The sequence below is a fragment of the Mycobacterium sp. pR1184 genome (assembly GCF_041287235.1).
Lineage (GTDB): Bacteria > Actinomycetota > Actinomycetes > Mycobacteriales > Mycobacteriaceae > Mycobacterium.
The window spans coordinates 410,021-431,796 of the sequence record NZ_JBGGKR010000002.1 but is presented as its reverse complement, the minus strand read 5'-3'; the positions used below and the strand labels follow the sequence as shown (position 1 = coordinate 431,796).

The 21,776-nt window shown below is 66.0% G+C and carries 22 protein-coding genes and 1 pseudogene; 9 read left to right on the top strand and 14 right to left on the bottom strand.

What is annotated here, in order from left to right; genetic code table 11:
* Nucleotides 1–3 precede the first annotated feature (3 nt).
* Entirely contained in the window at nt 4–1,221 is a 1,218-nt protein-coding gene (locus ACAG21_RS05295) for a sensor histidine kinase (RefSeq protein WP_370494905.1), read from the bottom strand.
* Between the two features lie 113 nt (nt 1,222–1,334).
* On the opposite strand from ACAG21_RS05295, the gene ACAG21_RS05290 reads away from it, so the two are divergent.
* Nucleotides 1,335–1,988, top strand: coding sequence for a response regulator transcription factor (locus ACAG21_RS05290; RefSeq protein ID WP_096290117.1), 654 nt, complete (start codon nt 1,335–1,337; stop codon nt 1,986–1,988).
* On the opposite strand, the gene ACAG21_RS05285 is transcribed toward ACAG21_RS05290, so the two are convergent.
* On the bottom strand, nt 1,981–2,880 hold the full coding sequence (locus tag ACAG21_RS05285; protein WP_370494904.1) for a thiamine pyrophosphate-dependent enzyme: 900 nt from the start codon (nt 2,878–2,880) through the stop codon (nt 1,981–1,983). The genes ACAG21_RS05290 and ACAG21_RS05285 overlap by 8 nt on opposite strands.
* A gap of 128 nt (nt 2,881–3,008) precedes the next feature.
* On the bottom strand, nt 3,009–3,896 hold the full coding sequence (gene meaB / locus ACAG21_RS05280) for a methylmalonyl Co-A mutase-associated GTPase MeaB (protein WP_370494903.1): 888 nt from the start codon (nt 3,894–3,896) through the stop codon (nt 3,009–3,011).
* Nucleotides 3,897–4,209: 313 nt separating this feature from the next.
* Here meaB and ACAG21_RS05275 point away from each other — a divergent pair, with 313 nt between their 5' ends.
* Both ACAG21_RS05275 and ACAG21_RS05270 read left to right on the top strand, forming a co-directional pair.
* The gene (locus ACAG21_RS05275; RefSeq protein WP_370494902.1) at nt 4,210–5,079 is read left to right on the top strand and encodes a proline iminopeptidase-family hydrolase; all 870 of its coding nucleotides are present in this window, start codon (nt 4,210–4,212) and stop codon (nt 5,077–5,079) included.
* Nucleotides 5,080–5,211: 132 nt separating this feature from the next.
* The gene (locus tag ACAG21_RS05270; protein ID WP_096290120.1) at nt 5,212–5,454 is read left to right on the top strand and encodes a CsbD family protein; all 243 of its coding nucleotides are present in this window, start codon (nt 5,212–5,214) and stop codon (nt 5,452–5,454) included.
* A gap of 36 nt (nt 5,455–5,490) precedes the next feature.
* On the opposite strand, the gene ACAG21_RS05265 is transcribed toward ACAG21_RS05270, so the two are convergent.
* Genes ACAG21_RS05265 through ACAG21_RS05250 form a run of 4 tightly spaced genes read right to left on the bottom strand, consistent with a single transcriptional unit; the run spans nt 5,491 to nt 9,630 of the window.
* Nucleotides 5,491–6,258: an enoyl-CoA hydratase/isomerase family protein gene (locus ACAG21_RS05265; RefSeq protein WP_370494901.1), complete on the bottom strand. Its 768-nt coding sequence runs from the start codon at nt 6,256–6,258 to the stop codon at nt 5,491–5,493.
* Nucleotide 6,259: 1 nt separating this feature from the next.
* On the bottom strand, nt 6,260–7,357 hold the full coding sequence (locus tag ACAG21_RS05260; protein WP_370494900.1) for an acyl-CoA dehydrogenase family protein: 1,098 nt from the start codon (nt 7,355–7,357) through the stop codon (nt 6,260–6,262).
* Nucleotides 7,344–8,249 carry an acyl-CoA dehydrogenase family protein gene (locus ACAG21_RS05255; protein ID WP_370494899.1) on the bottom strand — a complete coding sequence of 302 codons (906 nt, stop codon included), beginning with the start codon at nt 8,247–8,249 and terminating at the stop codon, nt 7,344–7,346. Before ACAG21_RS05255 ends, ACAG21_RS05260 begins: the two co-directional genes overlap by 14 nt.
* A complete protein-coding gene (locus ACAG21_RS05250; RefSeq protein WP_370494898.1) occupies nt 8,227–9,630 on the bottom strand; it encodes a class I adenylate-forming enzyme family protein in 1,404 nt (467 codons plus the stop codon). The genes ACAG21_RS05255 and ACAG21_RS05250 overlap by 23 nt, the downstream gene beginning before the upstream one ends.
* A 151-nt stretch (nt 9,631–9,781) precedes the next feature.
* Here ACAG21_RS05250 and ACAG21_RS05245 point away from each other — a divergent pair, with 151 nt between their 5' ends.
* From ACAG21_RS05245 to ACAG21_RS05235, 3 genes are read left to right on the top strand one after another with little or no spacing between them, the layout of a single operon-like run.
* Nucleotides 9,782–10,114 (top strand): 2Fe-2S iron-sulfur cluster-binding protein, encoded by a 333-nt coding sequence (locus ACAG21_RS05245; RefSeq protein WP_370495045.1) that lies wholly within the window; start codon nt 9,782–9,784, stop codon nt 10,112–10,114.
* Between the two features lie 19 nt (nt 10,115–10,133).
* A complete protein-coding gene (locus ACAG21_RS05240) occupies nt 10,134–10,448 on the top strand; it encodes a hypothetical protein (protein WP_370494897.1) in 315 nt (104 codons plus the stop codon).
* A gap of 25 nt (nt 10,449–10,473) precedes the next feature.
* Nucleotides 10,474–11,739: an amidohydrolase family protein gene (locus ACAG21_RS05235; RefSeq protein WP_370494896.1), complete on the top strand. Its 1,266-nt coding sequence runs from the start codon at nt 10,474–10,476 to the stop codon at nt 11,737–11,739.
* 184 nt (nt 11,740–11,923) lie between these two features.
* Here the strand turns inward: ACAG21_RS05235 and ACAG21_RS05230 are convergent, their stop codons facing one another.
* On the bottom strand, nt 11,924–12,817 hold the full coding sequence (locus ACAG21_RS05230; RefSeq protein WP_370494895.1) for an SDR family oxidoreductase: 894 nt from the start codon (nt 12,815–12,817) through the stop codon (nt 11,924–11,926).
* A gap of 162 nt (nt 12,818–12,979) precedes the next feature.
* On the opposite strand from ACAG21_RS05230, the gene ACAG21_RS05225 reads away from it, so the two are divergent.
* Entirely contained in the window at nt 12,980–13,885 is a 906-nt protein-coding gene (locus ACAG21_RS05225) for a LysR substrate-binding domain-containing protein (RefSeq protein WP_370494894.1), read from the top strand.
* 6 nt (nt 13,886–13,891) lie between these two features.
* Here the strand turns inward: ACAG21_RS05225 and ACAG21_RS05220 are convergent, their stop codons facing one another.
* From ACAG21_RS05220 to ACAG21_RS05205, 4 genes are read right to left on the bottom strand one after another with little or no spacing between them, the layout of a single operon-like run.
* Nucleotides 13,892–14,929: a CaiB/BaiF CoA transferase family protein gene (locus ACAG21_RS05220; RefSeq protein ID WP_370494893.1), complete on the bottom strand. Its 1,038-nt coding sequence runs from the start codon at nt 14,927–14,929 to the stop codon at nt 13,892–13,894.
* Entirely contained in the window at nt 14,926–15,882 is a 957-nt protein-coding gene (locus ACAG21_RS05215; protein WP_370494892.1) for an LLM class F420-dependent oxidoreductase, read from the bottom strand. Before ACAG21_RS05215 ends, ACAG21_RS05220 begins: the two co-directional genes overlap by 4 nt.
* On the bottom strand, nt 15,867–16,283 hold the full coding sequence (locus ACAG21_RS05210) for a cobalamin-dependent protein (protein WP_370494891.1): 417 nt from the start codon (nt 16,281–16,283) through the stop codon (nt 15,867–15,869). Before ACAG21_RS05210 ends, ACAG21_RS05215 begins: the two co-directional genes overlap by 16 nt.
* Entirely contained in the window at nt 16,284–17,861 is a 1,578-nt protein-coding gene (locus tag ACAG21_RS05205) for a methylmalonyl-CoA mutase family protein (RefSeq protein WP_370494890.1), read from the bottom strand.
* Nucleotides 17,862–17,951: 90 nt separating this feature from the next.
* On the opposite strand from ACAG21_RS05205, the pseudogene ACAG21_RS05200 reads away from it, so the two are divergent.
* Both ACAG21_RS05200 and ACAG21_RS05195 read left to right on the top strand, forming a co-directional pair.
* Nucleotides 17,952–18,233 (top strand): annotated as a pseudogene (locus ACAG21_RS05200) (SDR family NAD(P)-dependent oxidoreductase); the annotation flags it as partial.
* 110 nt (nt 18,234–18,343) lie between these two features.
* Entirely contained in the window at nt 18,344–19,882 is a 1,539-nt protein-coding gene (locus ACAG21_RS05195; protein WP_370494889.1) for an amidase, read from the top strand.
* 2 nt (nt 19,883–19,884) lie between these two features.
* Here ACAG21_RS05195 and ACAG21_RS05190 read toward each other — a convergent pair whose 3' ends face one another.
* Together ACAG21_RS05190 and ACAG21_RS05185 are read right to left on the bottom strand one after the other, a co-directional pair.
* A complete protein-coding gene (locus tag ACAG21_RS05190) occupies nt 19,885–20,691 on the bottom strand; it encodes a methyltransferase domain-containing protein (RefSeq protein ID WP_370494888.1) in 807 nt (268 codons plus the stop codon).
* Nucleotides 20,692–20,750: 59 nt separating this feature from the next.
* The gene (locus ACAG21_RS05185; RefSeq protein ID WP_370495044.1) at nt 20,751–21,443 is read right to left on the bottom strand and encodes a M15 family metallopeptidase; all 693 of its coding nucleotides are present in this window, start codon (nt 21,441–21,443) and stop codon (nt 20,751–20,753) included.
* Between the last annotated feature and the right edge of the window lie 333 nt (nt 21,444–21,776).

The following is a 21,776-nucleotide window of genomic DNA, read 5'->3' as shown; positions in this document are numbered from 1 at the left end:
GGTTCAGCCCTTCAGCGGCACTTCGACGCAGATGTGAGTGCCCACCGGGGCGTCGAGGATCAGGAAGATGCCGCCGGCCGCGTCCACCCGGGTCCGGTGCGACTCCAATCCGATGTGGCCCTCGCCGAGGCGGCGCGCCATGGTTTCTGCGTTGAAGCCCACTCCATCGTCGGTCACGTTCAACACACATCTGCCGTCGGTCACCCCGAGCGTGACCGATGCGTGCCGAGCCCTCGAGTGGTGCACGACATTGGACAGCAGTTCGCGCACGGCGCCGAAAACGATCCGGTCGATCTCGTCGCGAATCGGATAATCGATGTCGGTACTGACCTCGATGCCCGACCGTCGCTGGGTGTAGGCGGCCAGTTCCTGCACCGCGGCACCCAACCCGGCCTGCTCCAACACCGCCGGATGCAATTCAAAAGTCGCCTGCCGCAAGCTCTGCGAAGCGATCTGAAGCCCGGAGAGCGCGCGTTCGACACGTTCATCGCCGGGATAGGCGGCCCTGAGTTCGACGACCTCCTGCCGCACGGCCAGCACGTCTTGCAGGGGTCCGTCGTGAATGGATTCCGAAATGCGGCGCTGTAGCACGTCGGACGCCGTCATCGTCTGAGCCAGCAATTCCTCCTGCAACGCGCTCAGCCCAGCGATCGCGCGCGTGTGCCGTTCCTCCATGCGCACCGCCATATAGGCCGTGCCGCAGAGGCAGGCGTAAAGCGTGAACCGGAACAAGCACTCGGCAAGTCCGAATTCTTTTCGCATGAACGGATCTTCCAGCACCGCAACGAGGAACCCCGCCATCGAGCAGGCCAGTACCACCGCCGCGCGTCGCGACGAGGTATCCAGGCCGATGAAGATGGGCAGCAGCATCATGATCAGCAAGGGATCGATGCGGTCGGTGGACAACACCTGAAAGACCGTCAACGTAATGACGTCAACGATGGTGAATGCGAATGGTTCGAGCCGGCCGATCCCGACCAAGCGCCCCCTCTTGAGCCATTGAAAGGAAGCAAACGCTCGGGCCAAAGCAAACTGTGCGAAAACTGCGTACAGAACGATCAACAGGGCTTGCTGCGGCCATTCATGCCGCGGAGTGCCGATGATCATGGCCGCGATCATCAGCCCCACCACGCCGATCCGGATCACCGACGCGATCCGATACGAGCGCAGCTGGTGAATCCTGCGTACCCGGTGCAGCTCTGCGTCGCTGGTATCCGCCACGCGATCACAGTACTCATCTGTGCGCGCCCCTCCCGGGCTAAGCGGCAAAACCTTCATCAGGTTGTCCGCGGCGACAATCTGCGCTGGTGCGGCAAACGGCTACACTGACCGCCATGGCCGGCGCAGCAACGCCCGAGAAGGTCAGCGTCGTTGTCGGCGATGATCACCCGCTCTTCCGGGAAGGGGTGGTGCGCGCACTTGCGCTCAGCGGTGAGGTGAACGTCGTCGGCGAGGCCGACGACGGCACGCAAGCGTTGGAACTGATCAAGGAGCACCGGCCCGACGTCGCGTTGCTCGACTTCCGGATGCCCGGCATGGACGGCGCCCAAGTGGCCGCGGCGGTGCGAAGCAACGACTTGCCCACCCGCGTGCTGCTGCTGTCCGCCCACGACGAGGCGGCCATCGTGTATCAAGCGCTGCAGCAGGGCGCGGCCGGCTTTCTGCTCAAGGATTCGACGCGCACCGAGATCGTCAAAGCTGTGCTCGATTGCGCGAACGGGAACGACGTGGTGGCGCCCTCTCTTGCCGGAGGACTTGCCGCGCAGATTCGGCAGCGCGCCGAACCGTCGGCTCCTGTGCTGTCCGCTCGCGAGCGCGAGGTGCTCAATCGGATTGCGCGCGGTCAAAGCATCCCCGCGATCGCCGGCGAGCTGTTCGTCGCGCCCTCCACCGTCAAAACCCACGTGCAGCGCCTATACGAGAAGCTCGGGGTCAGCGACCGGGCGGCAGCTGTGGCCGAGGCGATGCGGCAAGGTCTGCTCAACTAGCGGCCGGCCAAACCTCGGGCTCCCGAATGGGCTCCGGCTGCTCTTCGGCCAACATCGCTTTGGCGTGAGCTTCGGCCTCGGCGACCAGGTGCCGAGCCCGGCGCTCCAGCTCGTAAAGGTGGCCGGCGCTGATGCCGGCGCCGATCAGTCGCTGCCTTTCGAAGACCAGTGGGTCGACCGAGGAGACACCGTTCGTGCGCTTTGTCATCGCCTGGACCAGAACGGGACCCCCGCCCTCGCCCGCCCGTCGCACAGCCTCGGCGACCGAGTCACGAACCGCCTCAACGTCGTTGCCGTCGACAGAGAGCACCGGGATACCGTGGCATTCGGCCGCGTAGTTGTCCTGACGGGCGTTCTCGACGACGAACACCACCGGAAGCTGCCAGGACACCGCGATGTGTGCGGCCTCGGCGAAGTCCGCGGACTTCACGTCACGAGTTTCCATGGCGCACAACGTAACCCGGCCGTCGTCAAGCAATTGCTTGCCGTAGGCATGTCCCACGGCCAGCAGCGGCGACTGCTGCAGAGCGTTTTGGGTTGCCGACAACCCACGAACGGACACCACGAACGACGCGTCCTCGTCGTTGTCCGGACCGAAGCCGGGTGCGGACAGCGCAGCGATGGCCGGGCCCAGCGGCAGCGCGCACGCGACCTGCTGCGCGTGCTGCAGATGAACGATGCCCGTGGTCATGACGTCGCCCGGACGAAGCGCCGCGGCGGTTCCGATGGCAACGGCTTCTTGGCCGAAGGCGGCCTGGACGGGCTGATTGAGGCGACCGTCGATGCGCAACTCCTCCACTGCCATGTCGAGCAGGCGCAAGACCCACATTTGCCGGTACATCTCCACCTGGTCACGCAACCGTGCCGCGGACAGTTCGGGTGTGCGAGTCATCTTGCGGGTCTCCTTAACTCGTCGTGGCTACAAGAGCTAAGTTAGGCCGCTCTGGCTGGGTAAACCTCCGCTGATCGGGCCGGAATCCGGATGAAAGCCCGTTCCCCCGATCGGGGGACAGGCGAGCCTCAGTCCTGGTCCTGACCTGCGCGTAACAGCAGTCGCGCGGCGGCCGAGTACGGGTCGTCCTGGCCGTCGACCACCGACTGAGCGAGCGCATCGAGGTCCGCCCGGGTCCGCAACTGACTTTGGGCCAGGGACAGGATTTGAGCGCGGGCTCGCGCCACCCGACGCTCACGGTTGTCGGTGCGGTGATGGTCGTCGATGACGGCGACGAGGTCTGCCACACCCTCACCTCGTGCGGCGATCAGGCTGACGATGGGTGCCTTGGTCTCGGCGCGCAGGTCGCGCACGGTCTGTTCGGCGCCTTCCCGGTCGGCCTTGTTGACCGCGACGATGTCGGCGACTTCGAGCACCCCCGCCTTGGCGGCCTGGACCGCGTCTCCCGCTCCGGGGTTGAGGATCACGACGGTGGGGTCGGCGACGGCGGCGATCTCGATCTCCGACTGCCCCACCCCCACGGTTTCCAGCAGCACCAAGTCGTAGCCGATCGCACCCAGCAGGCGGATGGCCGCCGGTACCGCGGCCGCCAAACCCCCAAGATGTCCGCGGCTTGCCACCGAGCGGATCAGCACGTCAGAGTCATTGATATGCGCGGCCATTCGAATCCGGTCGCCCAGTAGCGCCCCGCCGCTGAACGGCGATGACGGGTCGACCGCCAGCACGGCTACCCGGCAGCCGCGCTCGCGGTAGGCGCCGACGAGGGCCGCAACCGTCGTCGACTTACCCGCGCCGGGCGGGCCGGTAATCCCGACGACACGCACCGTGAGAGCGCTTGCCGGGCCGATGCCGGCCAGCACCTCGTCGCGCTGGTCACCCTCCACGAGGCTGAGCAGCCGACCCGCCGCGCGCTGAGATCCGTTGCGCGCTGCGGCAATTAGGTCGACGATCGTCATGACGACATTATGGGAGCCGGCACCTCGATGACAGCTTCGGGCACAGGTTTCTCCAGTTCAGCCGGCACAGTGCGGGGCTTCGAGAGCCGCCCCCAACTCGGTGAGAACACCATTCTCACATTTCGAGAGTCTCAGTTGCAAGGCGACGCCGGGCGCGAACCCTCCCCGAACCCGCGCGAGATTGCAACCACCGACACTGCCACTCGGCAAATACGTCGTTAGTTACAGCCTCGCGGCGGCATTTGCGGGCGGACTACGCTTTCGTGCCATCCGCGGACACTGCTCTTCAGACGTAGGGAGGCGGCGGGCAGCCATGACGCAATCAGAGGGGACCATCGCGGTTCCGGGCGGAAGAGTGTGGTTCAAGCGCGTCGGCGGTGGGGCGGGTCTTCCCCTGCTGGCGATTCACGGCGGGCCCGGCGTACCGCACAACTACTTGCTGTCACTGGAACGCCTGGCCGATGAACGCGAGGTCATTTTCTGGGATCAGCTTGGCTGCGGGAATTCGGAATGCCCGTCGGACACCACACTTTGGACGATGGACCGCTCGGTCGCCGAGGTGGACGCTGTCGTCGGCGCACTCGGCCTGGAACGCTTCCATGTGTTCGGCAACTCGTGGGGCGGAATGCTGGCGCAGCAGTACCTGCTCGACGTCCCGTCGACCGCGGCCAGCCTGACCATCTCCAACAGCATCGCGTCCATCCCCGCGTTCTCGGAGATGGTGGACCGGCTCAAGCGCGACTTGGACCCGGACACTCAATCCGCCATCGACCGCCACGAGGCCGCCGGCACCACGCACTCGCCCGAATACCAGGACGCGATCCGCACCTGGAATGAGACGTATCTCTGCCGGGTCCGGCCCTGGCCACCAGAACTTCAGGATGCGTTCATCCGCATGGGCGCCGAAGTCTTCGAAACGATGTTCGGCCCCAGCGACTTTCGCATCGTCGGCAACGTCAGCAACTGGGACGTATTCGACCGATTGGCCGAGCTCGACCTGCCGACCCTCGTCGTAGCGGGCCGCTACGACGAATGCGACCACGAGCACATGTACGCCATGCATCGGCGCATCAAAGACTCGCGGTTCGAGTTGTTCGAGTCGAGCTCGCATATGCCGTTCATCGAGCAACCCGCGTTGTTCGACGAGGTGATGCGCGACTTCCTGGGCCACCACGACGATTGAGATGGCCGTTGTCGCTGGTGAACGGACAAGGTGACCGACACCACACCCGACGCGCCGATTAAAACGTTGTCCCGACGGTCTCTTCGGGTACGGGACATTAGACCAATAACTTCTCACGAAGGGGGTTCCATCATGACTGAGCGCGACAATGGAATCGTGGAAGGCATCAAGGGCGTCATCGAGGACGCGATCGGGAAGACCAAGGAAATCCTTGGCATCCTCGTCAACCACGAGGGTCTTCGTAAGGAAGGCCGCGCCCAGCAGGACAAGGCCAAGGCGCAGCGCGACGTGGCCAAGAAAGAGGCTCAGGCCGAGGCTGCCCGCGGGGCGGAGAAGACGGCTGAGGCTCGCGAAAAGGCCGCGGCCAAGAGCTAGTCACGCCTGTCGAAGAACTGAGTCGCGTTGTGCGGCTCAGTTCTTCGCGGCGTTGAATTTCGCGACGTTGGCCCGGAAGTCCTCGGTCAGAAACGATTGGCTCTCGGCCGAGAGTGCGTAGTCGAGGCTGGCCAGCACCGCCCGCTCCAGGTGAATGTTGAGCACGCGCTTGGTGCTCTCGACGGCCTGCTGCGGTAGTGCCAAAATCTTTTCAGCGCAAGCGATCGCCTCGGCGAGCGGGTCGGCGGCCACATGGTTGGCCAGCCCGAGTTCGACGGCGCGCTGCGCCTTGATGCGAGTGCCGGTCAGCGCGTACTCCTTGGCCAGCAGCAGGCTGATGTGCAGCGGCCAGGTCAGTGGCCCACCGTCGGCGGCGACCAAGCCGACCTGCACGTGCGGGTCGGCCAGGTAGGCGTCCTCGGCGATGTAGACGAGGTCGCTCAGCGCGACCAGGCTGCAACCCAGTCCGACGGCCGGCCCATTTACCGCCGCTACCACAGGGATTCGGCACCGCGCCATGCCCAGTACGATCTCGCGCCCGTCGCGAATGGTCTTGGCCCGCAGGTCCGCATCGTTCGAGAGTTCCTCGAGGTATCCGAAGTCGCCGCCGGCCGAGAATGCCCGGCCGGCACCGGTGATCACCGCGGCGCGGGCGCCTGCATCGTCGGTCAACCGCTGCCAAATCCGCGCCAGCCCGGAGTGCAGGTCGTCGTTGACGGAGTTCAGCGAGTCCGGCCGGTTTAGCGTGATGATCCGCAGTGCACCGTCGGCACGGACGTCGATTTCAGCAGGCATGTCGTACACGTCAGACTCCCAATCCCAAGATGCGCGAAGCGATGATGTTTTTCTGGATCTGTGATGTCCCGCCCATGACGCTCTGCGCGCGGCTGTACAGGTAGGCGCTCAGCAGGTTTGGGTCGCGGGTTCCGGCGACCGCCAGCGCGGCGTGGCCCACCGATTGTTCGACCCAGGTCATCAGCAGCTTGTCCAACGAGCCTTCCGACCCGTGCGAGACCCCGTCCAGCTGCTCGGACAACCGCCGCCGCACGTGGTGGGTCAACATGTCCGATTGAACAGCAGCCCAGGCCAACTCTTCAGGAACCGAACCTTCTCGATCAACCCAGTGCGCCAACAGCTCTCGGACAAGCTTGCCGTATCGCGCTGCGTAGCCGAGGGTCGAGGGCTCACGTTCGTGTCCGACCACGGTCATCGCAACGGCCCAGCCGTCACCGGGAGCACCGACCATCCGATCCGCCGGTACTGTGGCGCCGTCGAAGAACACCTGGCCGAATTCGTTGGTGACGCCGTTCATCATCCGCAACGGACGTTGTTGCACGCCAGGCTGTTTCATCGCGATCACGAACGCCGACAGACCCCGGTGTCGCTTCGCGTCGGGATCGGTGCGGGCCAGTAGCAGACACCAGTCGGCGACGTCGGAGTAGCTGGTCCAGATTTTGTGTCCGTGGATGACGTAGCTGTCGCCGTCGCGGGTGGCGGTGGTGGTCAGCGACGCCAGATCCGAGCCCGCTCCGGGTTCGCTGAAGCCTTGGCACCAGCGCTCGGTGCCGTTGATGATGCCGGGCAGGAAGCGCTTGCGGACCTCGTCGCTGGCGTGCTCACCGATGCCGTACACCAGATAGCCGACGCTGGGCCGCGGCGGAGCGCCCGCCCGCACCAGCTCCTCGTCGACGATGACGTCGTACACCGGCGCCAGGTCCTGCCCACCCCAATCGCGTGGCCAGGACAGGCCGAAAAAGCCGTTCTCGTACAGGGCACGATGCCAGTCGGCCATCCGCGCCCAGTACTCGTCGCCCGACCCGGAGAATTCCTTGGCGTGCGCCGAAAGCCAAGTGCGCAGTCGCTCGCGGAAGGCGGCCTCTTCGGGTGAGTCACGAAAGTCCAAGATCGATCTCCTTCAACGTGACGGGCCACAGCTCCGTCGAGGTCAAGGCGCGGCGCAGGTAGACGTGCGCGATGCACTCCCAGGTATTGCCGATGCCGCCGTGTACCTGAACCGCGGTCTCACACACGGTTCGGGTGGCACGCGCGCAGTAGACCTTCGCGATGTGCGCGGCACGAATGGCTTCGGCCGGCTCGAGTTCGTCGACGCCCCACGCGGCATGGCGCAGCACGCTGACCGAACCCTCAATCAGGGCAAGGCTTTCCGCCAGCAGGTGGGCAATAGCCTGATACGAGCCGATCTGCTTGCCGTACTGTTCGCGAATTTTGGCGTAGTCACACGCGACGGCATGTGCGCCCCGGGCGATTCCGACCAGGTCTGCCGTCGTGGTGACCAGCGCGAGCGCGTACCACCGGGCCGCGGCGTCGTCCGCCAGCTCGCCGAGCTTCTCGGCAGAGCCACCCAATTCGGCCTCGGCTCTGGTCAAGTCGGCACCGGCACGCGCCGCACCGGGGTTTGCGGCCAGCACCGTGGTGCCGGACAACGATAGAACGCGCCGAGCACCGCGCACGTCGATCACGCGGTCGTCGACGGCCACCGTCGCGTCGGCGGCGTCGGCACCGGTGCGGTGGGCCAGGTCGTCGGCCAGCACCGGTCCGAGAAACGGGGTGTCGACCAACCGGCGGCCGAATTCCTCGGCGACGATCGCAACTTCGACACCGGAGGCCCCGTCGGAGCGCAGCGATCGCCAGCCCGTCGCCGCAATCTGCTTGTCCAGCCTGGCGATTCGGCTGTCGTCGGCGAGGTCCGCAACCGTGGCCGGCCCGAGATCGTCGGCCAGCTTGGCGGCGGCATCACGCAACTGTTGCTGTTCAGCTGTCAGACGTACATCCATAGCGCTCCTTCAGCACTCGGCGCAGCACCTTGCCCGACGGCAGGCGGGGAATATCAGATACGAATACGACCCGGCTCAGATGTTTGTAGGAGGCCAGCTTCTCATCCACCCTGGCGGTGAGGTCGGCGGCGTCGACGGGAACCCGGGTGGATACCGCGGCAACGACGGCTTCCCCGTTGATCCCGTCCGGAATGCCGAACACCGCACAGTCTTTGACGGCGGGATGCCCATGCAACACCGTCTCGATTTCGGCCGGTGCGACCTGGAAGCCACGCACCTTGATCATCTCCTTGAGGCGGTCGGTGATCCGCAACCAACGATCGGCGTCGAGCCAGCCGACGTCCCCGGTGCGATACCAGCCGTCGCACACCGCCTCGCCGGTCGCCGCGGCCGGCAGGTAGCCGGCCATCAGTGAGCTTGACCGCGCCTGGATCTCACCGACCTCACCCGGGCCGACCGGCTGACCGGTCTCCAGCGAGACGACCCGCAGCTGCACCCCCGGCACCGGGCGCCCGACCGTGTCGAGCCGGGCACCGTCGAGCGGATTGCAAGCAACGACAGGAAGTTCCGTGGTGCCGTAGGCCGGAACCCATCCGACGCCGGTGCGCCGTGTCACGGTCTCGGCGACGCTGACGCTGACCGGCGTCGCTCCCCACATGATGAAGCGCAGTGACGACAGGTCGTATGACTCGAGCGTCGGGTGCGAGGCGATGGCCAGCGCGATGGGCGCGACCGCCATTTCGATTGTGATGCGGTCTTTTTCGATGTGATGCAGCATCGAGTCGATATCGAAGCGGCGATGCAGGCGCAGCCAGGCTCCGGTGCGCAGCGCGGTGATGATGTTGAGCAGACCGAGGATGTGCGACGGCGGCGTGGCAACCTGGATGCGATCCCGGCGGGTGAGTTGCAGCGCGGCGCGCCAGTGCCGCACGGCCTCGGTCAATGTGGCGTGGGTGTGCCGGACCGCCTTCGGCAGGCCGGTGGTACCCGAACTGAACACCAGCACCGCATCGGCGCGCGGCAGAGACGACATTGGCATCGGCTCGGCGGGCGCGACCGGATCGTCCAGGAGCAGCATCGGCATCAGCCCGGCCAGCACCGGATGGTCCCCTACGGCGTGGCCGGGGTCGGTCAGCGACAACGCGTGATCGACCTCGTCGTGCTTCCACGCGGGACTGATCAGCACCGCCGTGGCGCCCAGCCGCCAGATCCCGAGCAGGACGGCGACGAATTCTGGGCGGTTCGACGACATGACGGCCACCCGCTGGCCCGCGGCGACACCGCTTTTGCTCAAGGCCGCGGCCAGATTGTTGGCCATCGTGTCGAGCTCGGGCAGGCTGAACTGCCGGTCCTCGAACGCGAGCGCGGCCGGCTCGGTCACGTCCTGTCCTTCCCCGCAGGCCAGGCTGACCCGACATCGGCGCAGTAGAGAAGATGCTATCGGCTAGTGAGAATAGTATTCTCTATACTGAAGAACGCAAGTACGGGCGGGGGCGGCAGAGTCGGAACCCGAAGCGTTACAGCGCGCGGCGATCGCCGCGACGATTGAGGAGACTCCAAGGGTGGCAGATCCCACATCGAACGGCGCCGAGCCCGGCACGGTGACGATCTTCCTGGAACGCAAGAAGGCGTCGGTACCGTTGGTGCCCGGCGAGACGCTCCTGGAAAGCGCGCGGCGGGCCGGCCTGGATCCCCCGTTCAACTGCGAGGCCGGCAACTGTGGCACCTGCATGGCCCGACTGGAGAGCGGGCACGCGACGATGCGGATCAACGACGCTCTCGACGACGACGAGGTGGACGAAGGCTACATTTTGACATGCCAGGGCGTACCCGATTCGGATTCGGTTACGGTGCGCTACGAATAGTCACGAAAGAGGTGGCGACATGGCCAAAGGCATCATCCTGGTGGAGAGTCGACCCAGTTCGCCTGAACGCGACCAGGAATACAACACCTGGTATGACGAAGTCCATCTGCCTGAGCTCGTCGCTCTCGACGGATTCGTCTCGGCGCGGCGCTTGCGTCCGGTCAACGCCGACGGCCCCTATGTGGCCATCTACGAGATCGAGGGCGACGACCTACAGGCCGTGCTGGACAACATGATCGCCAGTGCCGGGCAGCTGACGATGTCGGATGCATTGCTGCTTGATCCCGCGCCGATCCCCCGGCTGCTGTTGACGACGACCGAGTGCGGTGGCTAGCCGCTTGTCCGAGAAGGAATTTCGCATGGATGTCGATGACCTGATCCTGGTGAGCATTGACGACCACGTCGTCGAGCCGCCGGACATGTTCCTGCGCCACGTGCCCGCCAAGTACAAGCCCGAGGCGCCGATCGTCGTGGTCGACGACAAGGGCGTCGACCAGTGGATGTACCAGGGCAGGCCGCAGGGCGTGAGCGGTCTCAACGCCGTGGTGTCCTGGCCGGCCGAGGAATGGGGCCGCGATCCGGCCGGTTTCGCGGAGATGCGTCCCGGCGTCTACGACGTCCACGAACGCGTTCGGGACATGAACCGCAACGGCATTCTCGCGTCGATGTGCTTCCCGACGTTCACCGGCTTCTCTGCGCGGCATCTCAACATGCACCGCGAGGAGGCGACGCTGGTGATGGTGTCGGCCTACAACGACTGGCACATCGACGAATGGGCCGGCTCCTACCCGGACCGGTTCATCCCGATCGCCATCTTGCCGACGTGGAACCCGGAGGCCATGTGCGCCGAGATCCGCCGGGTGGCGGCCAAGGGCTGCCGGGCGGTGACGATGCCGGAATTGCCGCACCTGGAAGGGCTTCCGAGCTACCACGACGAGGACTACTGGGGCCCGGTGTTCCGCACCCTGTCCGAAGAGAACGTGGTGATGTGCCTGCACATCGGCACCGGATTCGGGGCGATCAGCATGGCCCCCAACGCTCCGATCGACAACATGATCATTCTGGCCACCCAGGTGTCGGCGATGTGCGCGCAGGATCTGCTGTGGGGCCCCGCGATGCGCAATTATCCCGACCTGAAGTTCGCCTTCTCCGAGGGCGGCATCGGCTGGATCCCGTTCTACCTGGACCGCAGCGACCGCCACTACACCAACCAGAAGTGGCTGCGCCGCGACTTCGGCGACAAGCTGCCCAGCGATGTGTTCCGCGAGCATTCGCTGGCCTGCTACGTCACCGACAAGACGTCACTGAAGCTGCGCCACGAGATCGGCATCGACATCATCGCCTGGGAGTGCGACTACCCGCACTCGGACTGCTTCTGGCCCGACGCGCCGGAGCAGGTGCTGGCCGAGCTGAACGCCGCCGGCGCCGACGACTCCGACATCAACAAGATCACCTGGGCCAACGCCTGCAAGTTCTTCAGCTGGGACCCGTTCGCCCGCACCGCCCGCGACCAGGCGACCGTTAAGGCTTTGCGCGCCAAGGCGACTGACGTCGACGTGTCCATCCGGCCGCGGGCCGAGTGGGCGCGGCTCTATGAGCAAAAGCAGGCCGCCGTAGCGCGGTAGATCCAAGGGCAGTCGGCGCCGAGTGTGAATACCTTATGCCCGAGTCGAATTCGATCCATCGACAGCAGCAGCGGCAAGCAGTACCAGGGCGTCCTTTCCTGATGACCTCGTTGGTCCACACCGCGCGGAATCCGGTTCACTCCAACCTGCCCACCGCTGCCGGTCGAGTCAGCCATGGTGTCGCTCATTCGCCGAAGTAATGGCCGGCGTCCAGGTCTTCGAGCAGGCCCGCCCGTTCCGGCTGCCAGCCGAGCACCTTCTGCGTCAAGGCGCTCGACGTCGGATTGTCCAGAGCCGCAAACAGCGCGAGGAAACCGAAATGGCCGGCTTCATCGGCCGGGATGCTGACCACCGGGACGTTCAGGTGGCGGCCGATCACCGCGGCGATGTCCCGGAATGGCACCCCCTCATCGGCGACACCGTGCAAACGCGTTCCCGGAGGCGCCTTTTCGAGTGCCAGCCGGTAGAGGTGGGCGGCGTCCAGCGTGTGGACCGCCGGCCAGCGGTTGGCCCCGTCGCCGATGTAAGCGGACTTGCCGGCGTCGCGGGCCGTGCCGATGAGGTGGTGGGCGAAGCCGTGGTGGTCCAAGTCGCTGTGGACCAACGGAGAAAGCCGGATCACGGACGATCGCACCCCCGCATCGGCCGGCGCGATTACCGCGTTCTCCGAGTCGACCCGCGGTCCGCTGGGCAGTGTGTCCTGCTCGGTGCCGAAACCACCCTGCCCCAACATCGAGAGCAGCAGCGTGCCCGAGGTGCTGACGAAGGGCCGGTCGGACCCGATGAGCGCCTCCCCGATTGCCCGCACAGCGCGCAGGTCGGTCTCGGCCGCACCCAGGAAGTCGTCGAAGTCATGTTTGAACGCGAGGTGAATGACGCCGTCGGAGGCCGCGGCGGCGTCTCGCAAGCCGTCGAGGTCGTCGAGGTCACCCCGGTGCACCCTGACACCCTTCGCCGCGAGCGCGGCGGCGGACTGGTCGGAGCGCGCCAGTCCAGTGACTTGATGCCCGGCTTGCGCGAGTTCGTCGACGACGGCCGAACCTATGTGTCCGCTCGCGCCGGTCACAAAGACATGCATGGATATCCCTTCGTTGCTCCATATTCGCGACTTCAAGTCAAGGAGCGCGCGGACTTCCTGTCCAAGGCCTGTTTCATATGGCGCGATACCGAATCAGCATCACCGCACGTTATGGGGCTAGTAGGTGCAAAGTTCTTTCGCGTCGATGGCTACACTTCACGCATGACCGATTCGGTGTCGCCGGTGATCGATCTCGACCTGCGGCTGGTCGGATACTTCGTCGTGGTCGCAGAACAGCGACACTTCGGCCGGGCCGCGAGCGCGCTGCGGGTCGCCCAGCCGTCGTTGAGCCGTCAGATCCGCCGACTCGAGCAGCAGCTGGGAGTTCGTCTGCTGGACCGCACGCCGCAGGGCACCCGGCTGACGGGGGCCGGGGAGGTGTTCCTGCCGCGAGCCAAGGCCCTACTGCGTTCGGCCACGCAAGCCGCCGCGCAAGCCCGGGCCGCCGCCCAGCCCCTCCGCATTGCGATCGGATACACAACCGGGATGATCGTCACCCCCGCGGTGCGCGAGATGCGCCGCGAACATCCCGATGCCGACGTGCAAGTGTCGCACCTGGATTGGGGCCAGGCCCTTGACGCCCTGCTCGGTCATCGGGTGGACGCCGTCGTCACCCGGTTACCGTTTCCGACCGACGGGCTGCACGTGACGATCCTCTATGACGAGCCACGGGTACTGGCGGTGCCCATCGACCACCGCCTGGCGGGCCGCGATTTCGTGACCCTCGACGACATCGCCGACGAGCCGATGCCGCGGGTGCGCAACTCCGACCCGGCCTGGAGCGCTTACTGGCGGATCGATCCCCGTCCCGACGGGCGGCGGGCGCCCGATGGACCATTCATCGATGCGCTCGAGGACAAGTTCGAAGTCATCGCCTCCGGACAGGCGGTGGCCATCACGGCCGGCTTCCACGGCAACGCGCTGCGACCCGACATCACCACGGTGCCACTGCAAGGCGTCGAGCCCTGCCGCGTCGTCTTGGCGACGCGCGCCGGGGATCGCAACCGGCTGGTGGCGGCGTTCCGCAAGCTGGCCGAAGCGCACCTCACCGCCCCGGCCCAGGCGTAACTGCGCTCACTCCGGCAGCTCCGGGGGCGGCCGATAGTCGGGCTGGTACCCGGAAACGTGGATCGGGCTGCCGACGAGGCGGAAATCCCCTGCCGTCACAACCACTTCCGGTGTCGCCTCGAGCGCCTCGGGCAAGGTCCTTACGGCCGCTGCCGGAACACCCAGCGGGCGCAGTCGACGTTCCCATCCGCCGGCGCTATCGGTTGCCAGCATCGCCGCGACCACCGCCAGCACTTCGTCGCGGCGAGCGACTCGCTCGGCCATCGTTTCAAACCCGCCGATGCCGGCCTCCGCGGCAAACGACTTCCAGAAGCCGTCGTGCGTGATGAACAGCGCCAGATACCCCTCGGCGGTCGGAAACAGCTGGGCCGGAACGTAATACGAGTGAGCCCCGTACGGTCGGCGCTGCGGCTCGACGCCACTGTTGAGATAGGCCGACGCGTGATAGTTCAGTTGTGACAGCATCACGTCGCGCAGCGACACATCGACCTGCCCACCGGTTCCGGAGATGATCTTGGCCAAAAGTCCCAGTGCCGCGGCCATTCCGGTGGAGTTGTCGGCCGAGGAGTAGCCGGGCAGCGTCGGCGGGCCATCCGGGTCGCCGGTCAGCGCGGCGGTGCCGACGCCGGCCTGCACCACGTAGTCGAAGGCGGGGTCGTCGCCGCCGTACAGGCCGAAGCCGGTGATCGCGACGCAGACGATCCGCTCGTTGTGCCGTCGCAACGCGTCATAGGTGAGCCCTAGCCGACGGATGGCCGAAGGTTTCAGGTTTACCAGCAACGCATGCGCCTGACCGACCAGCTCACCCAGCCGTTGCTGTCCCGCAGCGGAATTCAGGTCCAGCGTGATGCTGGACTTGTTGCGGTTGATGCTGGCGAAGTAGGTGGCGCCGACGCTGCGGGAGATCTCGCCACCGGCGGGCTCGATCTTGGTGACCTCGGCACCGAGATCGGCGAGCAGCATGGTGGCGTACGGACCCGCCAGCATGGTGCCGACTTCGAGGATGCGTATCCCCGTCAGTGGCCCGGTGTTGTTGTCGGTCAACGCAATTCCGCTGCGAGTGAGGCGATCACTTCGCGGGTTCGGCGCTTGGATGCGACCAGCTCGTCGCGGTTGTCGCCGATGGGCAACAGCCGTACCGACAGGTCGGTCACACCGGCGTCGGCGAACCGCCGCATCCGGGCGAGGATCGCTTCCTCGTCACCGGCCGCACACAAATCGCCGACATCGCGCGCGTCACCGCGATCGAGCAGGCGCTGGTAGTTGGGCGACACCTCGGCCTCGCCCAGGATCCGGTTGGCCCGCTCCTTGGCCTCGTCGACTCGTGAAGGCGCACAAAGGCATACCGGGATACCCGCGATGATCCGCGGCGACGGGCGACCGGCATCCGCGGCGGCCTTGGTGATCTTCGGTGCGATGTGATCACCGATCGCGCGCTCGTCGGCCATCCACAGCACGGTGCCGTCGGCCAGTTCACCGGCGATCTGCAGCATCACCGGCCCCAGCGCGGCGACCAGGACCGGCATCGGGGTATCGGCTCCGATCGCCATCGGGTTGTGCACGGTGAACGAGTCATTCTCGATGTCAACCGATCCGGGCCCGGCGGTCGCGGCGTTGAGCACCTGCAGGTAGTCGCGGGTGTAAGCGGACGGCTTCTCATACGGCAAACCGAGCATGTCACGGATGATCCAGTGGTGCGACGGTCCCACGCCCAGTGCCAGCCGCCCGCCGGCCACCGCATGCGTCGAAAGCGCTTGACGGGCAAGGGCAATCGGATGCTGGGCCTGCAGCGGCACCACTGCGGTACCCAGCTCTATGCGTGAGCTGTGCGCGGCCATCAACGACACCATAGTCAGGCAGTCGAAGTCGTTGGGCACCTGCGGCATCCACGCGGTGTCCAGACCCACGGATTCGGCCCATTCGATATCCGAGACCAGCCTGTCCACCTTGCGGGCCATATCGCCACGCTCGGCGCCGATCATCACTCCGACGCGCATGTTTCCTCCGTGGCAGTGCCGGTCAGTGAGCGGATTTCCCGTACCAGATTGTCGAGCGGTGTGCCGGTGGGGAATACGGCGGCAGCGCCGGCGGAGATCAGCTTGGGCACATCGGCGTGCGGGATGGTTCCCCCGACGACGACGGCGATGTCTGCGGCGTCGGCGGCGCGCAACGCCTCGACGGTCCGGGCGGTGAGAGCCAGGTGCGCACCCGACAAGATGCTCAGGCCGACGACGGCGACGTCCTCCTGCACCGCGATCGACGCGATGTCTTCGATGCGCTGCCGGATGCCGGTGTAGATGACCTCGAACCCGGCATCACGCAGGGTACGGGCGACGATCTTGGCGCCGCGGTCGTGTCCGTCGAGACCCGGTTTCGCGACCAGAATTCTTACCGCCATTTAGAACACCACCGGTTGCTGGAATTCGCCCCAGACCGCCTTGAGTGCGGAAACCATTTCCCCGACCGTGCAGTAGGCGTTGGCACAGTCGATCAACGTGTGCATCAGGTTGTCGTCTCCTTCGGCGGCACGCGACAAGTCTGCAAGGCAGGATTGCACTGCGGCCGAGTCTCTTTCGGCCTTGACCTTGGACAGCCGCTTGAGCTGCAAATCACGCCCTTCGGCGTCCAGCTCGTAGGTGACGACATCGTGTTCGGGCTCCTCGGTCACGAACCGGTTGACCCCGACGACCGGTCGCGTACCGGCTTCGATGTCGCGATGCAGGTTGAAGGCTTCGTCAGCGATCAGGCCCTGTAGGTACCCGTCCTCGATGGCCTGGACCATTCCGCCATGCCGCTCGAGGTCGGACATGATCTCGATGATGCGTTCCTCGGTGGCGTCGGTCAGCGCCTCGACGAAATACGAGCCGCCCAGCGGGTCGGCGACGCTGGCCACGCCGGTTTCATGCGCCAGGATCTGCTGGGTGCGCAGCGCCAGCGTCGTGGTCTCCTCGGTGGGCAGGGCGAACGGCTCGTCCCAGGCCGCGGTGAACATCGACTGGACCCCGCCCAGCACTGCGGCCATCGCCTCGTAGGCCACCCGGACGATGTTGTTGTGGGCCTGCGGCGCGTACAGCGATGCACCACCACAGACACAGCCGAAGCGGAACATCGCGGCCTTGGCGGACGTCGCTCCGTAGCGATCCTGCACGATGGTGGCCCAACGGCGGCGTCCCGCGCGGTATTTGGCGATCTCTTCGAAGAAATCTCCGTGGGTGTAGAAGAAAAACGAGATCTGTGGGGCGAACTGGTCGATCGTCATCCGGCCGCGCTGGACCACGGTGTCGCAATAGGTCACCCCGTCGGCCAGGGTGAACGCCATCTCCTGCACCGCGTTGGCCCCCGCGTCACGGAAGTGCGCTCCGGCCACCGAGATCGCGTTGAACCTGGGGACTTCGGCCGCGCAGAATTCGATGGTGTCGGCGATCAGCCGCAGCGACGGCTCGGGCGGCCAGATCCAGGTTCCGCGTGAGGCGTACTCCTTGAGGATGTCGTTCTGGATGGTCCCGGTGAGCTTGGCTCGCGGTATCCCCTTTTTCTCGGCGGCGGCGACGTAGAACGCCAGCAGGATCGCGGCCGTTCCGTTGATCGTCATGCTCGTGCTGAGCTTGTCCAGTGGGATGCCGTCGAACAGGATCTCGAAGTCGGCCAGGGTGTCGACCGCGACGCCGACGCGGCCGACCTCCTCGCCGAACTCGGGGTCGTCGGAGTCGTAGCCACACTGGGTGGGCAGGTCGAGCGCCACCGACAGCCCGGTTCCGCCCTGCTCGAGCAGGTAGCGGTAACGGCGATTGGATTCCTCGGCGGTGCCGAAGCCGGAGTACTGGCGGAAAGTCCATAACTTGCCGCGATAGCCGGATGCGAAGTTGCCCCGGGTGAAGGGGAACTCCCCGGGCGCCGGAGGCTCCGCGCTCCTATCCGCCGGCCCGTACACGGGCTGCAGCGGGATGCCGGAGGGAGTGTGGGCCGTATTATCCATCGATGAATAACGTACTTGCAAAAAAAGAGAATGCCAATACCACATGTTGACCAGGTCAAATGCGCGACCGGGCGGCTAGAGGGAGACGGGCTGGCCGACAACAAGCTCGCCGACCGCACAGTGGTGATCTCCGGGCAGCCGGGGCATCGGACGCGCGATCACAATCGGCGCGGCGCGCCAGGGCGCCAACGTGGTGCTGCTGGCCAAGACCGGCACCCCACATCCCCGTCTGCCGGGGACGGTGCACAAGCGGCCGCCGAGATCGAGGCCGCCGGCGGTAAGGCGCACGCGGTCAACGGCGACGTTCGCCGCGAAGAGAATGTGCGGCGCGTGGTCGACGCCGCGGTGCAGCGGTTCGGCGGCATCGATGTCACCGACCTGCCTCGCTATGGCGGCGGCGAGCAGCCGATACCCGACCTTTTCCTGGATAAATAGCTAAGCTGCTGGACGCACCGACCGCCGACTACCCCGACGAGGTCGAAATGACGGTTTCCCGGCCATCGGCTGCCGATATCGAAGCTGCTGCACAGCATTTCGGCTTTCACCTGAACGCCGAAGAACGACCGGGTTACCTGGCAGCCGTGGAGCAGACGTTGGCCTCTTACGACGTGGTCGACGCGCTCTACGAGAAGTTCGAACGTTCGCACGTGCCGCAACGCGCATACCAGTTCCCGCAACCGGCCGATAATCCACTGGGCGCCTGGTACGTGACCACCGAGATCACATCTGGCGTGAACGGCCCGCTGGCGGGACGATCGGTAGCGATCAAGGACAACATCGCGGTCGCCGGGATCCCGATGATGAACGGATCGCGGGCGCTGGAGGGTTATCTCCCCGGCCGCGACGCGACGGTGGTTAAGCGGTTGCTGGCCGCCGGGGCCACGATCGCGGGCAAGAGCGTCTGCGAGGACCTGTGCTGTTCGGGCTCCAGCTTCACACCGGCCTCCGGGCCGGTGCGAAATCCCTGGGATACCGATCGAGAGACGGGCGGATCGTCTAGCGGCAGTGCAGCATTGGTAGCCAGCGGCCAAGTCGACCTGGCCATCGGTGGTGACCAGGGCGGCTCAATCCGGATCCCCGCCTCGCTGTGCGGCATCGTCGGACACAAGCCGACGCACGGATTGGTCCCCTACACCGGCGCGTTCCCGATCGAGCGGACGGTCGACCATCTGGGCCCCATGACACGCAGCGTCGCCGACGCCGCGCTCTTGCTCACGGTGCTGGCCGGAGCCGACGGAAACGACCCGCGCCAGTCCGTGCAGCCGGCGGCGGTCGACTACCGGGCCGCGCTCACCGGCGACGTGACCGGTCTGCGGGTGGGCATCCTGCTGGAAGGATTCGGATGGCCCGGTTCGCCGCCGGCGGTAGACGACGTGGTCCGATCGGCAGTCCTGCGATTCAGCGAAATAGGCTGCAGCATCGGCGAAGTCAGCGTGCCCTGGCACCTCAACGCCCTGCATATACTTGCCGTCATCCTCACCGACGGCGGCACCGCGCAGATGTTGGACGGCAACGGGTACGGGTCCGGCGTGCAGGGACTCTATGACCCAGAACTCATGGCGCACTTCGCAACACAGCGAGTTGCCAAGGCCGATGAACTCTCCAGCACAGTCAAGGTCGCCGCGCTGACCGGCCACTACGGGCTGCACACGCTGGGTGGAGCGTCATATGCCAAGGCGCGCAATCTGATACCGCGGGTCAGTGCGGACTATGACGACGCGCTCACGCATTACGATGTGCTGGCCATGCCCACCGTGCCGGGTCTCGCCAATGTGCTGCCGCAGGGCAGCCCGCGAGACGTCGCCCTGATCCCGCGCGCCATGGGCAAAGCCCTCAACACCGGGCCGATGGATATCACCGGCCATCCGGCGATCTCGGTGCCGGCCGGCCTGGTCGACGGGCTGCCGGTAGGAATGATGCTGGTGGGCAAGCACTTCGACGACGCCACCGTGCTCAAGCTCGCCGACGCGTTCGAATCACTGTGCGGCGGCTTTCCGGTGGCACCGGCATTGAGGTCATAAATTCATGCGCGGCAGATGATTTCGCCGTGCGGGATCGCCAGCCAACCGTCTTCGGCGGCAGCCCACTGCCGCCATGCCGCCGAGATCTCCTCGAGCTGCGCGGTGGTGGCCAGGCCGAACCGCAGTATGTCACTGGCGATGCCAGAGTGCAGGATACGGTCGGCCCACATGCCGCCCCACCATTGGCGGGCCTCGGCTGTGGCATAGCACCAGAGGCTACCCGTCGGCGTGACGTCGGCGAAGCCAGCTTCCAGCGCCCAGGACAGCAGCCGCCGGCCCGCGTCGGGCTCACCGCCGTTGGCCCGCGCGGCCTGCTGGTAGATATCACGCCAAAAGTCCAATGCGGCAAGGCGTGGATACCAGATGAACCCCGCGTAGTCGGCATCTCGCGCCGCGACTATGCCGCCGGGCGCACATACCCGGCGCATCTCACGTAACGCCCGTACCGGATCGGCGACGTGCTGCAGCACCTGGTGCGCGTGCACGACATCGAACGTGCCGTCCGGGATGTCGAGCTGCTCGACGTCGGCGGTCGCGAACGAGACGTTGGACAGGTTGTGTCGCTGCGCCTCCGCGCGGGCCACGTCGAGGACGTCGGCGAATTGGTCGATGGCCGTGACCAATCCGGGCGCCACGAGGTCGGCGAGGTCGGCGGTGATCGTGCCGGGGCCGCAGCCCACGTCGAGCAACGACTGCCCGGGCTTGAGGTACGCCAGTAAGTAGCCGGCGGAATCCTGCGCCGTGCGCCGCTGATGACTACGCAGCACCGACTCGTGATGTCCGTGAGTGTAAGTGGCCCGGTCGTTCATAGCGCAAGCCTACCGGCCTGCCACCACATTATGGAACTCGTGTCTCGCTATATGAGACGCTAGTCGACGGGGACGTTGAGAATCGGGCGGTCGACGCCGGCGCCGGGACCGTCGAAGTGCCACCACTCACCCGAGTACGGGGACAATCCGCCGTACTTCATCGCGTCGCGCAACCGGGCCCGATTCGCCTGGGCGTCGGCACTGACACCCTGCGTCGCGAATGCCGTTGCGCGCGGGGTGAAATCGTCGAAGTCGGTGCCCATGTCAGCAAGGCATAGCCCGTCGGCGTGACGTTCCGCAGGGCACTGTGGTTGCACGCTGGTGAACGTCACGTCCACCGAACGTCCCGACTCGTGGCTGTGCGCATACGGGCCCGGCCGTGCCACCCACGCCGGGTTGGGAACCACGTTGAACATCCGGACCTGGACGTCGTGCGGACGGTAGCAATCCCAGAACACCAGTAGATGCCCTTGCGGGCGTAGCGCCGACGCGGCGGTCGCGAGCCCCGTAGCCATGGATTGATGCACCAGACACCGGGCGTCGGAGGGATACAACTGCGTGCCGGTGAAGTTGTTGGTCGTCGCGTAGCGCAGGTCGATGATCGCGTCGGGAACGACGGTGCGAACGTCGACGAAACCGGCCGCGCGCGCCGCGTCGCTGATGGGCGGCACGTCGGGACTCGCCTGCCCGGCGACGACGCCGAACTGCACGACCAGGCCGACGGCTGTCGCAACCGACAGGACCAGGCGCATACATCGCATGCAGCCATTGTCGTGGCTGGTGGTTGATTAACCCGGTAGGACGGCGGTGGTAAGTCGCCGACGATCACTTCGCGTTCGGCTCAAAGGTGCGACAGCGGGTATCGAGCCGCGCGCGTTTCATGCTGGACCTGATACAGGAAAAGCCCCGCAGACAATTGGGGCGGCGGTGGCAACGTCATTTACCGACAGCACGTGAAATGCCTTGTCGAGGACGACCAAGTGCGACGATGCGAAGTCAACAGTGTGAGCTGGATTGCATCCATCGCGACATGTGAGTTGCCTAACTGTCTGCCAATTATAGGCGCCGTCGTTCACTAATCTTGA